Origin of the sequence: Streptomyces sp. cf386 (assembly GCF_900103585.1) — a bacterium.
Taxonomy (GTDB): domain Bacteria; phylum Actinomycetota; class Actinomycetes; order Streptomycetales; family Streptomycetaceae; genus Streptomyces.
Genome location: NZ_FNHV01000017.1, coordinates 204,660 through 216,419 on the forward strand (window position 1 = coordinate 204,660; position 11,760 = coordinate 216,419).

Genomic DNA, 11,760 nt, shown 5'->3' on the forward strand with positions numbered 1-11,760 from the left:
CCCCCCACCCATGGAAAGGGACACCATGGCAAAGAGCGCCCTGCGCAAGATCACCATGGCGGTGCTGGCCCCGGCGATGGCCATCGGCGCCACCGTCGGCCTCGCCTCCGCCCCCGCCTCGGCGGCCGTCTGGAACTCCTGCGACCAGTGGGGCAATACCAGCCTGGGCGGCTACACGCTCTACAACAACATCTGGGGCTCCGGCGCCGGCAGCCAGTGCATCTGGGCCAACTCCGGCACCAACTGGGGTGTCTGGGCCAACCACCCGGGCACCGGCGGCATCAAGTCCTACCCCAACTCCAAGAAGGTGATCAACAAGACGATCGCCTCCCTCGGCTCGCTCACCAGCAGCTACAACGTCTCCGTCCCGTCGTCCGGCGCGTACAACACGTCGTACGACATCTGGGACACCGACTACGACTACGAGATCATGCTCTGGGTCAACTACAACGGAGCCGTCGGCCCGCTCGGCACCTCACAGGGCAACGTCACGGTCGGCGGCCACACCTGGACCGTCTACAAGGGCACCAACGGCGCGAACGAGGTCTTCTCGTTCCTGCGGACCTCCGACTCCAGCTCCGGCAGCGTGGACATCAAGTCCATCCTCGGCTGGATCGCCAACACCAAGGGCTGGATGGCCGGCAGCGAGACCATAGGTGATGTGCAGTTCGGCTACGAGGTCACCTCGTCGTCCGGCGGGCTCGACTTCGTCACCAACAACCTGACGGTCAGCAGCAGCTGAGGTGTCATCGGGGCCGGGGCCGGTCCGTCGCCTGCTCGTCAGGCGCGGTCGACCTCGGCCCGCAGCGCGTTGTAGTCCGCGAACGCCGACTCGACCTCGGCGTGGGTAAGGCCATAGCGGGCCAGGTCGTACCGGTGGGGCCGGGTGCCCTTCGGGCGGGCGACGGCCTCGGGGAGCCGGGCCGCCTCGGCGTCGCTCCAGCGGGCGCCGATGGCGTCGTAGAGCTTCGGAGCCCCCGTGGCCGGCTCCGCGGCGAGCCAGGAGTACGGCGCGTCCACCAGTGCCTCCCGGGGGATGGCGGCGCGGGCCCGCAGACCGCGTTCCATCGCACGGCTCAGCAGACCGAACCAGGTGGCCCCGATGCCGTGCAGGTCCAGGGGGCGGGAGCTGACGGCCATGCCGTGCTCGATCAGGCTGCAGAACGAGGCCACGGCGGTCACCGGGTCGCGGTGGCACCACACGATCGTGGCGTCCGGGAACGCCGTGCGCAGCGCGTCCAGGTTGCCCAGATGCAGCGGGGACTTGAGGATCCAGCGGCGGCGCGGCCGGCCGTACTGAAGGACCTGGAACACCTGCCTGAGATACCGGTAGTCGTCGGTGAAGTCCCGCTCGCAATACCACTGCGCGTACTCGGGGATCAGCGCCTGCGACAGCGGCATCAGGGCGTGGGGGAGGGCGAAGGTGCACTCCTCCGGGCCCTCGGCGGCCATCGGGTGGATGTCGCGGAAGCGCGGCGCGAAGAGGTTGGTGCCCTGGACCATCCGGCGGCCCGCCGTGACCGCCTTGCGACGCTCGCGGGGCGGCAACTTTGGGCCGGGCGCGAGCAGTTCCCAGAGCAGCGGGCTGCGGTGCGCCTCCGCCAGCGACAGCACGGCGTGGGTGACCGTCGTCGCGGTGCGCGGCAGGCCCACCACGAACACCGGCTGCTCGATCGGCTCCCGCTCGATCTCGGGATGCGCGGCGATCAGCCCCCGCACCCGGGCCCGGTTGGCGAGATGCCTGCGCACGAAGACCTGCGCCGACTGCCAGCCCACCGGCGTGAGGTTCTCCGCCTTCGCCCACCAGCCCAGCAGCGCCCGGAAGTCGTCGACGAACTGCCGGTCCCCGTGCGCCTCGCCCGCTTCCACGGCGATCCGGTCGAAGATCCGGTCCGGGTCGCGCCGGGATCCGAAGGCCGGCCGCAGCAGCTGGTTGGCCAGGGCGAGGACGAGCGGAGGCGTGGACACGGAAGGACCCTATCGCGCTCAACTGGCCGTCAGAAAAAGCAAGTTGGACATGTGAGAGGGCGACCGGATGACCTCCATCGTCCGGCCGCCCCCTCGGGGCCTGCCTGACAGACCCTCGACACGGCTACTCCGCTACAGGCAGCCGCGCCCCGTCCCGCAGAAACAGCGGGATGCGGTCCAGCGGGGCGTCGACCGTCACGGTCGTACCGCCCTCGTACGTCTCCCCGGTCCACGCGTCCGTCCAGCTCGCGCCCGCCGGCAGGTACGTCGTGCGGGCCGTCGCGCCCGCCGTCAGCACCGGCGCGACCAGCAGATCGCGGCCGAAGAGATAGGCGTCGTCGACCGGCCAGGCCGCCTGGTCCTCGGGGAACTCCAGGAACAGCGGTCGTAGCACCGGCAGGCCCTCCTCGTGGGCCTCGCGCATCACCTGCAGCACATACGGCTTCAGGCGCTCGCGCAGCCGCAGGTACTTCTCCAGGATCGCGCCGGCCTCCTCGCCGTACGACCACACCTCGTTCGGGCCGCCGGTCATCTCCGGGCCGAGCGGCATGCCCGGGTCGCGGAAGCCGTGCAGGCGCATCAGCGGGGACAGGGCGCCGAACTGGAACCAGCGGACCATCACCTCGCGGTACGCCGGGTCGTCCGGGTCGCCGCCGTGGAAGCCGCCGATGTCGGTGTTCCACCAGGGGATGCCGGACAGCGCGGTGTTGAGACCGGCCGCGATCTGGCGGCGCAGGGTCGGGAAGTCGGTGCCGATGTCGCCGGACCACAGGGCGGCGCCGTAGCGCTGACTGCCCGCCCACGCCGAGCGGTTGAGGGTGATCACCTCGTCCTCGCCGGACGCCTGGAGGCCGTCGTAGAAGGTGCGGGAGTTCTCGGCGGGGTAGCTGTTGCCGACCTCCAGGCCGGGGCCCGTCCAGTAGCGCAGGTTCTCCTGGAAGCCGGGCTTCAGCTCGGGCTCGCAGGCGTCCAGCCAGAAGGCGGTGATGCCGTACGGGTCGAGGTAGTTCTGCTTGACCTTCGACCACAGGAACGCGCGGGCGTCCGGGTTCGTGGCGTCGTAGAACGCCACCTGGACGGTCGAGGCCACCTCCTTGTCGGGCCAGTCGGCGTGCGCCATCGGTCCGTACTGGGTGCCGATGAAGTAGCCGCGCTGCTCCATGACCGGGTGGTTCTCGGAGAGGGGGGACACCGAGGGCCAGACGGAGACGACGAGCTTGATACCGAGCTCGTCCAGTTCACGCACCATCGCCGCCGGGTCCGGCCACTCCTTCGGGTCGAACTTCCACTCGCCGAGGTGCGTCCAGTGGAAGAAGTCGCAGACGATCGCGGAGATCGGCAGGCCCCGGCGCTTGTACTCCCGGGCCACGGCGAGGAGTTCGTCCTGGGTGCGGTAGCGCAGCTTGCACTGCCAGAAGCCCGCCGCCCACTCCGGCAGCATCGGCGTACGGCCCGTCACCGCGCTGTAGCGGCGCTGGCCGTCGGCCGGGGCGCCCGCGGTGATCCAGTAGTCGATCTGGCGGGCGGAGTCGGCGACCCACCGGGTGCCGTTGTGCGCCAGCTCCACGCGGCCGATCGCCGGGTTGTTCCACAGCAGGGTGTAGCCGCGGCTGGAGGACAGCACCGGGATGCCGACCTCGGCGTTGCGCTGGACCAGATCGAGGACCAGGCCCTTCTGGTCGAACCGGCCGTGCTGGTGCTGGCCGAGGCCGTACAGCTTCTCGTCGTCGTAGGCGGCGAAGCGCTGCTCCAGGCGGTGGTAGCCGTTGCCGACGGCCGTGTAGAGGCGCGGGCCGGGCCACCAGAAGTGGGCGCGCTCCTCGGCGAGCACCTCCGTGCCGTCCTCGGTGCGCAGGAAGCGGATCAGGCCCTCGGCGTCGATCTGGACGGTCAGCGCGCCGACGGTCAGCACGCCCAGCCCGTCCTCGATCTTGACGGTCGACTCGGTGGCCGGGGCGGACTCCAGCAGGGCGCCGGGCAGTCCGTCGAGGACCGGCCCGCCGAGCCGGGCCCGCACCCGGACCGCGTCCGGACCCCACGGCTCGACGCGTACGGTCTCCTGGCGGCCACTCCACTCCAGCGCTCCGTCCCGCTCACGGAACGTGCCGACGGTCGGGGACGACTGCGCGAGGCTGACCGCGCCCGGCAGGTGCTGGTTTTCGGCAGGCTGATTCACGGGGTGTGCTCCTCAGGAGGGCAGCGAATGCAGACATGGGGGTGCCCGGCGAGGGCACGGCGGTGAAGCGGTCTGTGGGTGGTGGCGGTGAAACCGACCGTGGTCGTGGCGGAGAAGCGTCAGTGGGTGCTGGACGGCGCCGGGCCCGTACTCGCCCGGATCGTCAACTCGGGTGCGATCAGCAGGACTTCGTCACTCCCGCGCCCGTCGAGCTTGGCGACCAGCTGCGCCACGGCGTGCCGGCCCATCTCCTGCGCGGGGATGGAGACCGACGTCAGCCGCACCGAGGCCTGGGTGGCGACCTGGTCGGGGCAGATGCCGACCACCGAGACGTCCTCGGGCACGGCCCGGCCCTGCTGACGCAGCAGGGCGAGCAGCGGCTCGACCGCCGACTCGTTCTGCACGACGAACCCGGTGGTGCTGGGCCGCTCATCGAGGATGCGGGCGAGGGTGACGGCCATCGCGTCGTACCCGCCCTCGCACGGCCGGTGCAGCAGCCGCATCCCGAGCTCCTGGGAACGCAGCCGGAGTCCGTCGAGCGTGCGCTCGGCGAAGCCGGTGTGCCGTTCGTAGACGGCCGGGGCCTCGCCTATGACAGCGATGTCGCGGTGCCCCAGCATCGCCAGATGCTCCACACACAGCGCGCCGGTCGCCTTGAAGTCGAGATCGACGCAGGTCAGCCCCGAGGTGTCGGCGGGCAGCCCGATCAGCACGGACGGCTGGTCGGTGCCGCGCAGCAGTGGCAGCCGCTCGTCGTCCAGCTGGACGTCCATCAGGATCATCGCGTCGGCGAGCCCGCTGCCGGTGACGCGGCGTACGGCGTCGGGGCCCTCCTCGCCGGTCAGCAGCAGCACGTCGTACCCATGGGTGCGGGCCGTGGTGGCCACCGCTATGGCGATCTCCATCATCACCGGCACATACATGTCGGTGCGCAGCGGGATCATCAGCGCGATGATGTTCGACTTGCTGCTGGCCAGGGCTCGGGCGCCCGCGTTCGGGTGGTAGCCGAGTTCGCGGATGCTCTGCTCGACCCGCTGCCGGGTGGTCGTGGAGATGGACCGCTTGCCACTGAGGACATAGCTCACCGTGCTCGCCGAGACTCCGGCGTGCTGGGCGACCTCGGCGAGGGTGACCATCCAGCTCTCCAAGCTTTGTGAAGCGCTTCGACAGTGCGCGGTGGGTACAGGGGTGGTTGTGAGGGTGGTTCGACACTAGCTCTGGCACGCGTGGGTGTCCATAGGTTGTCGAAGCGCTTCGACAGCTTTTCTCGTACGAGGCTGTCGGCGGCGCGGGGGCAACCTCCCGGCGGGTCGGTGGCCACTGAGAGGGCGTACAGGAACCGTCCCCCGGAAGGACCCCCCGATGCAACACCGCAGACCGCGCCTGTCCAAGAAGCGGAAGACCCTGCTCGCCTCCACGGTCGCCCTCGCGGCCGCCGCGGGAGTCACGGTCGCCCAGGCGGACGAGTCGAGCAAGAAGTGCGCGGCCTTCGACACGATCACCCTCGGCAAGTACTACGTGAACAACAACCTGTGGAACGAGGGGAAGTACACCGGCACCCAGTGCGTCTGGGACAACTCCCGGTCCGGCTCGACGATCTCCTGGGGCACGAGCTACAGCCTCGCCAACAGCAGTACGGGCAAGGACGAGGACGTGAAGTCGTACGCGTCCACCGTGCTCGGCTGGCACTGGGGCTGGAAGGTCGACAAGGCGACGACCGGGCTGCCGATCCGGGTCGGCGACCGCAAGCCCGTCCGAACCACGTGGGACTTCTCTGTCAGCTCCAACCCCGGCACCATGAACGTCGCCTACGACCTGTGGCTGCACACCAAGAACACCGCCGACTGGCAGGACCGGCCCACCGACGAGATCATGATCTGGCTCAACCGCCAGGGCGGCGCCGGCCCGCTCGGCACCAAGTACGGCAGCGTCAGCCTCGGCGGCGCGATGTGGGACCTCTACGAGGGCGACATCGGCTGGAAGGTCCACTCCTTCGTCCGCCGCGCCAACACCACCGAGGCCACGCTCGACCTCGACGACTTCACCCAGGCACTCGTCCGGCGCAATCTGCTGAGCAACGACAAGTTCGTCTCCGGCATCGAGTCCGGCACCGAGGTCTTCAAGGGCACGGGCCGTCTGGACACCAAGGCGTACTCCGTCAACATCGGCTGAACGGCTGCGTGCGGGGTGGTGGGGGCGCCCGTAATCGGGTACATACGATCGGGTAGCACCCGTCGGTAACCAAACGGCCCAAGATCCCGATTCGCGGCGAGGTGAGCCTCATGTCCGCAGCACCCACGAAGCCTACTGTCACTGAGCGTGAGGCACGCCAAGTGGCGGAGGCGGCCCGGCAACAGGAGTGGCGCAAGCCCAGCTTCGCCAAGGAACTGTTCCTCGGCCGCTTCCGCCTCGACCTCATCCACCCCCACCCGATGCCGACCGACGAGGCGGCCCAGCGTGGCGAGGAGTTCCTCGCCAAGCTGCGTGACTTCGTCGAGACGAAGGTCGACGGCGCCCTGATCGAACGCGAGTCCCGGATCCCCGACGACGTGATCGACGGACTCAAGGAACTCGGCGCCTTCGGCATGAAGATCGACACCAAGTACGGCGGGCTCGGCCTCACCCAGGTCTACTACAACAAGGCCCTCACCCTGGCCGGCTCGGCCTCGCCCGCGATCGGCGTGCTGCTGTCGGCCCATCAGTCGATCGGCGTACCGCAGCCGCTCAAGCTGTTCGGCACCCCCGAGCAGAAGGAGCAGTTCCTGCCGCGCTGCGCCCGCACCGACATCAGCGCCTTCCTGCTGACCGAGCCCGACGTCGGCTCCGACCCGGCGCGCCTGGCCACCTCCGCCGTACCGGACGGGGACGACTACGTCCTCGACGGGGTCAAGCTGTGGACGACCAACGGCGTGGTCGCCGACCTTCTCGTCGTGATGGCGCGCGTGCCCAAGTCCGAGGACCACAAGGGCGGCATCACGGCCTTCGTCGTCGAGACGAACTCGCCCGGCATCACGGTCGAGAACCGCAACGCCTTCATGGGCCTGCGCGGCATCGAGAACGGCGTCACCCGCTTCCACCAGGTCCGTGTCCCCGCCGCCAACCGCATCGGCCCCGAGGGCGCCGGCCTGAAGATCGCGCTCACCACGCTGAACACCGGGCGGCTCTCCCTGCCCGCGTCCTGCGTCGCGGCGGGCAAGTGGTGCCTGAAGATCGCCCGCGAGTGGTCGGCGGCGCGCGAGCAGTGGGGCAAGCCGCTCGCCCACCACGAGGCGGTCGGCTCGAAGATCTCCTTCATCGCCGCCACCACCTTCGCCCTGGAGGCCGTCACCGACCTGGCCTCGCAGATGGCGGACGAGGACCGCAACGACATCCGCATCGAAGGCGCCCTCGCCAAGCTGTACGCCTCCGAGATGGCCTGGCTCATCGCCGACGAACTCATCCAGATCCGCGGCGGCCGAGGCTTCGAGACGGCCGACTCGCTCCGGGCGCGCGGCGAGCGCGGCGTCCCCGCCGAGCAGGTTCTGCGCGACCTGCGCATCAACCGCATCTTCGAGGGCTCGACGGAGATCATGCACCTCCTCATCGCCCGCGAGGCCGTCGACGCCCACCTGTCGGTCGCCGGCGACCTCATCGACCCCGACAAGTCCCTCCAGGACAAGGCGAAGGCGGGCGCGAACGCCGGCGTCTTCTACGCCAAGTGGCTGCCGAGGCTGGTCGCCGGCCAAGGCCAACTGCCGTACACGTACGGCGAGTTCAAGCAGGGCGTCGACCTCGCCACGCACCTGCGCTACGTCGAGCGCACCTCCCGCAAGCTGGCCCGCTCCACCTTCTACGGCATGTCCCGCTGGCAGGGCCGCATGGAGACCAAGCAGGGCTTCCTCGGCCGGGTCGTCGACATCGGCGCCGAACTGTTCGCCATGAGCGCGGCCTGTGTGCGCGCCGAGCACCTGCGCGCCCAGGGTGAGCACGGCCGCGAGGCCTACCAGCTCGCCGACGCCTTCTGCCGCCAGTCCCGGCTGCGCGTCGAGGAGCTCTTCGGCCGCCTGTGGTCCAACACCGACGACCTCGACCGCAAGGTCGTCAAGGGCGTGATGGCGGGCACCTACGAGTGGCTGGAGCAGGGCATCGTCGACCCGTCGGACGACGGCGGCGTATGGATCGCGGACGCGACGCCGGGCCCGAGCGAGCGGGAGAACGTGCACCGTCCGATCCGGTGACCGTCACGGTGAGGGGTCACTGCCCGCAGCGACCCCTCACCATCCTGTTACCCGCCGGATGGGGACGCCCTGTCCTTCCCGTCAGCCGTTGCGGCCACAATGGAGGGATGAGCGACAGTCCAGCCCCCCGCGCCCTCGCCGACCCGCATCTCGTCTACGACCCCGTGGCGGGCGACGGCCCCAAGGACGTGGTGATCCTCGGCTCCACCGGCTCGATCGGCACCCAGGCCATCGACCTAGTGCTGCGCAACCCCGACCGGTTCCGGGTCACCGCCCTGTCCGCGAACGGCGGCCGGGTCGCCCTCCTCGCCGAGCAGGCGTACCGGCTGAAGGTGCGGACCGTCGCGGTCGCCCGCGAGGACGTCGTGCCGGCGCTGCGGGAGGCCCTGCGGGCCCAGTACGGCACGGGGGAGCCGCTCCCGGAGATCCTGGCCGGCCCGGAGGCCGCCACCCAGCTCGCGGCGTCCGACTGCCACACCGTGCTGAACGGCATCACCGGCTCCATCGGTCTCGCCCCCACCCTCGCCGCCCTGGAGGCGGGCCGCACCCTGGCGCTCGCCAACAAGGAGTCGCTCATCGTCGGCGGCCCGCTGGTCAAGGCGCTCGCCAAGCCCGGGCAGATCATCCCGGTCGACTCCGAGCACGCGGCCCTGTTCCAGGCGCTGGCGTCCGGCTCGCGCGCGGACGTACGCAAACTCGTGGTCACCGCGTCCGGCGGCCCCTTCCGCGGCCGTACGAAGGCCGAGCTGGCGAACGTGACGGTCGAGGACGCCCTCGCACACCCCACCTGGGCCATGGGCCCGGTCATCACGATCAACTCCGCGACCCTCGTCAACAAGGGTCTGGAGGTCATCGAGGCGCACCTGCTCTACGACATTTCCTTCGACCGCATTGAGGTGGTCGTGCATCCCCAGTCGTATGTTCACTCGATGGTTGAGTTCACGGACGGATCCACGATCGCCCAGGCGACACCCCCCGACATGCGCGGGCCGATCGCCATCGGCCTCGGCTGGCCGGAGCGCGTCCCCGACGCCGCGCCCACCTTCGACTGGAGCAAGGCGTCGACCTGGGAGTTCTTCCCGCTCGACAACGACGCGTTCCCGTCGGTCAACCTGGCGCGCCACGTGGGTGAGCTCGCGGGCACGGCACCAGCGGTGTTCAATGCGGCCAACGAGGAGTGCGTGGAGGCCTTCCGGGCCGGCGCGCTGCCGTTCAACGGGATCATGGAGACCGTGACAAGGGTGGTGGAGGAACACGGAGCCCCGCGCACGGGAACTTCTCTCACCGTCGCGGACGTCCTCGAAGCGGAGACCTGGGCACGCAGTCGGGCCCGGGAACTGGCGGCACACACGGCGGAGGCCCGTGCATGACGACCCTGATGTTCATCCTCGGCATAGTGCTGTTCGCGGTCGGGCTGCTGTTCTCGATCGCATGGCACGAGCTGGGCCACCTGTCCACGGCCAAGCTGTTCGGCATCCGCGTGCCGCAGTACATGGTCGGCTTCGGCCCGACCCTCTGGTCGCGGAAGAAGGGCGATACCGAGTACGGCGTCAAGGCGATCCCGTTCGGCGGCTACATCCGCATGATCGGCATGTTCCCGCCGGGACCGGACGGCCGCCTGGAGGCACGCTCCACATCCCCCTGGCGCGGCATGATCGAGGACGCCCGCTCGGCCGCGTTCGAGGAGCTCAAGCCGGGTGACGAGAGCCGCCTCTTCTACACGCGCAAGCCGTGGAAGCGCGTCATCGTGATGTTCGCCGGCCCCTTCATGAACCTCGTCCTCGCGGTGGCGCTGTTCCTCACCGTGCTGATGGGCTTCGGCATCCAGCAGCAGACCACCACCGTCAGCTCGGTCTCCCAGTGCGTCATCGACCAGAAGGAGAACCGCGACGACTGCAAGGCGTCCGACGAGAGGTCCCCGGCCGCCGCCGCGGGCATGAAGGCCGGCGACAAGATCGTCTCCTTCGGCGGGGTACGCACCGAGGACTGGAACACCCTCTCCGACCTCATCCGCGAGAGCGCCGGCAAGGACGTCCCGATCGTCGTCGACCGCAAGGGCCAGGAAGTGACCCTGCACGCGAAGATCGCCACCAACTGGGTCGTGAAGAAGGACGCCAGCGGGGCGTATGTCAAGGACGACTACGTCCAGGCCGGCTTCCTCGGCTTCAGCGCCGCCACCGGCGTCGTCAAACAGGACTTCGGCGACTCGGTGGTCTGGATGTCCGACCGGGTCGGCGACGCCGTCGATTCCCTCGTGGCCCTGCCCTCCAAGATCCCCGCCCTGTGGGACGCCGCCTTCGGCGACGGCCCGCGCGAACCGGACTCCCCGATGGGCATCGTCGGCGCGGCGAGGGTGAGCGGCGAGATCGCGACCCTCGACATCCCGGCCTCGCAACAGCTGGCCACGTTCGTCTTCCTCCTGGCCGGCTTCAACCTCTCCCTGTTCCTCTTCAACATGCTCCCGTTGCTGCCGCTGGACGGCGGCCATATCGCGGGCGCCCTGTGGGAGTCGCTGCGCCGGAACACGGCGAAGGTGCTGCGCCGCCCGGACCCGGGCCCGTTCGACGTGGCGAAGCTCATGCCGGTGGCGTACGTGGTCGCCGGGATCTTCATCTGCTTCACGCTGCTCGTGCTGGTCGCGGACGTGGTTAACCCAGTCAGAATCTCCTAGTCATACGGAGTTCGAGGCGGCCCGGGATCGTATGTCCCGGGCCGCCTTCCATTGAGTGGGTTTACGGGCCGTGATGTGCTGGGGTGAGGCTCGGTGCCGTAATCTCGAAGCCTGGAGCCCGCTGCTGACGGGACCGGACCTTGATCCACGACTTGGGGTTGCACAGCAGATGACTGCGATTTCTCTCGGCATGCCGTCCGTACCGACCAAGATCGCCGAGCGCCGGAAGAGCCGCCAGATCCAGGTCGGATCCGTGGCGGTCGGCGGGGACGCACCGGTCTCGGTCCAGTCGATGACGACGACGCGTACGTCGGACATCGGTGCCACTCTCCAGCAGATCGCCGAGCTCACGGCGTCCGGCTGCCAGATCGTGCGGGTGGCCTGTCCGACGCAGGACGACGCGGACGCGCTCTCGACGATCGCCCGCAAGTCGCAGATCCCGGTGATCGCGGACATCCACTTCCAGCCGAAGTACGTCTTCGCCGCGATCGAGGCGGGCTGTGCGGCGGTCCGTGTGAACCCCGGCAACATCAAGCAGTTCGACGACAAGGTCAAGGAGATCGCGCGGGCGGCCAAGGACCACGGCACGCCGATCCGGATCGGCGTCAACGCGGGTTCGCTGGACCGGCGTCTGCTGCAGAAGTACGGCAAGGCGACGCCCGAGGCCCTGGTCGAGTCGGCCCTGTGGGAGGCGTCGCTCTTCGAGGAGCACGACTTCCGGGACATCA

At 69.6% G+C, this 11,760-nt stretch carries 9 protein-coding genes; 6 read left to right on the forward strand and 3 right to left on the reverse strand.

The genetic code is table 11. The features are described from left to right. Window positions 1-25: 25 nt before the first annotated feature. Window positions 26-742 (forward strand): glycoside hydrolase family 12 protein, encoded by a 717-nt coding sequence (locus BLU79_RS35800; protein WP_177001305.1) that lies wholly within the window; start codon window positions 26-28, stop codon window positions 740-742. 38 nt (window positions 743-780) lie between these two features. Here the strand turns inward: BLU79_RS35800 and BLU79_RS35805 are convergent, their stop codons facing one another. From BLU79_RS35805 to BLU79_RS35815, 3 genes are all read right to left on the reverse strand, one after another. Then, window positions 781-1,968, reverse strand: coding sequence for a sulfotransferase family protein (locus BLU79_RS35805; protein WP_093910148.1), 1,188 nt, complete (start codon window positions 1,966-1,968; stop codon window positions 781-783). A gap of 124 nt (window positions 1,969-2,092) precedes the next feature. Beyond that, complete coding sequence (locus BLU79_RS35810; protein ID WP_093910149.1) at window positions 2,093-4,144, reverse strand: glycoside hydrolase family 31 protein; 2,052 nt, start codon at window positions 4,142-4,144, stop codon at window positions 2,093-2,095. A gap of 119 nt (window positions 4,145-4,263) precedes the next feature. After that, window positions 4,264-5,280, reverse strand: a complete 1,017-nt coding sequence (locus BLU79_RS35815; protein WP_093910150.1) for a LacI family DNA-binding transcriptional regulator — start codon at window positions 5,278-5,280, stop codon at window positions 4,264-4,266. A gap of 226 nt (window positions 5,281-5,506) precedes the next feature. Here BLU79_RS35815 and BLU79_RS35820 point away from each other — a divergent pair, with 226 nt between their 5' ends. From BLU79_RS35820 to BLU79_RS35840, 5 genes are all read left to right on the forward strand, one after another. After that, window positions 5,507-6,316, forward strand: coding sequence for a GH12 family glycosyl hydrolase domain-containing protein (locus BLU79_RS35820; protein ID WP_093910151.1), 810 nt, complete (start codon window positions 5,507-5,509; stop codon window positions 6,314-6,316). Between the two features lie 110 nt (window positions 6,317-6,426). Further along, on the forward strand, window positions 6,427-8,361 hold the full coding sequence (locus BLU79_RS35825) for an acyl-CoA dehydrogenase family protein (RefSeq protein WP_093910152.1): 1,935 nt from the start codon (window positions 6,427-6,429) through the stop codon (window positions 8,359-8,361). Between the two features lie 107 nt (window positions 8,362-8,468). Then, window positions 8,469-9,731 carry a 1-deoxy-D-xylulose-5-phosphate reductoisomerase gene (dxr, locus tag BLU79_RS35830; protein WP_093910153.1) on the forward strand — a complete coding sequence of 421 codons (1,263 nt, stop codon included), beginning with the start codon at window positions 8,469-8,471 and terminating at the stop codon, window positions 9,729-9,731. An 8-nt stretch (window positions 9,732-9,739) separates the two neighbouring features. Beyond that, window positions 9,740-11,032, forward strand: coding sequence for a M50 family metallopeptidase (locus BLU79_RS35835; protein WP_177001310.1), 1,293 nt, complete (start codon window positions 9,740-9,742; stop codon window positions 11,030-11,032). Window positions 11,033-11,201: 169 nt separating this feature from the next. After that, window positions 11,202-11,760, forward strand: a 559-nt coding sequence (locus tag BLU79_RS35840; protein ID WP_177001306.1) for a flavodoxin-dependent (E)-4-hydroxy-3-methylbut-2-enyl-diphosphate synthase, incomplete at its 3' end; no start/stop codon positions are given.

Bases quoted from the DNA above. Each gene is read 5' to 3' on its own strand.
- BLU79_RS35800 (WP_177001305.1), top strand. From the start codon at position 26: ATGGCAAAGAGCGCCCTGCGCAAGATCACCATGGCGGTGCTGGCCCCG.
- BLU79_RS35815 (WP_093910150.1), bottom strand. From the start codon at position 5,280: ATGGTCACCCTCGCCGAGGTCGCCCAGCACGCCGGAGTCTCGGCGAGC.
- BLU79_RS35820 (WP_093910151.1), top strand. From the start codon at position 5,507: ATGCAACACCGCAGACCGCGCCTGTCCAAGAAGCGGAAGACCCTGCTC.
- BLU79_RS35825 (WP_093910152.1), top strand. From the start codon at position 6,427: ATGTCCGCAGCACCCACGAAGCCTACTGTCACTGAGCGTGAGGCACGC.
- dxr (WP_093910153.1), top strand. From the start codon at position 8,469: ATGAGCGACAGTCCAGCCCCCCGCGCCCTCGCCGACCCGCATCTCGTC.
- BLU79_RS35835 (WP_177001310.1), top strand. From the start codon at position 9,740: ATGTTCATCCTCGGCATAGTGCTGTTCGCGGTCGGGCTGCTGTTCTCG.